This window comes from Lactobacillus sp. UMNPBX1, from assembly GCF_002554085.1.
Classification (GTDB): Bacteria; Bacillota; Bacilli; order Lactobacillales; family Lactobacillaceae; genus Lactobacillus; species Lactobacillus crispatus.
Genome location: NZ_PCZI01000067.1, coordinates 1 through 393 on the forward strand (window position 1 = coordinate 1; position 393 = coordinate 393).

Annotated in this window: 1 pseudogene; it reads right to left on the reverse strand. The window is 41.5% G+C overall.

The features are described from left to right. Positions 1-393, reverse strand: a pseudogene (locus tag CP352_RS11095) (dipeptidase PepV); the annotation flags it as partial.

The following is a 393-nucleotide window of genomic DNA, read 5'->3' on the forward strand; positions in this document are numbered from 1 at the left end:
GGTAAACATTTAATAATGTCTTGACTAACGGATCGTCTTCGTCAACGTAGTGCGGAACCATGCCGCCATCATGCATTTCAAAGTGAACATGATATTCATCAGCAGCTGTATTCAATCCCTTTTCAATGTATTCCGGATCAGTGCCCTTTGGATAACGGAAGTTAAGGGTGATTGAACCTTCCTTGCCGTCTTCAAATGAAAGGAGGCCAGGGTTCATTGTTAAATCGCCCATCACATCATCCGTGTAGTTCATATCAAAGTTCTTCAACCGTGAATCAAGGTGAAGCTTTTCAGCAGCAAAACTGATGAAGTCTTTTGCTCCATTTTCAAAATCAAATTGATTTAAGAAGAGGGCCAAGTATGTTCCAGCGTTGATTCCGCGTTTTGGTTCTT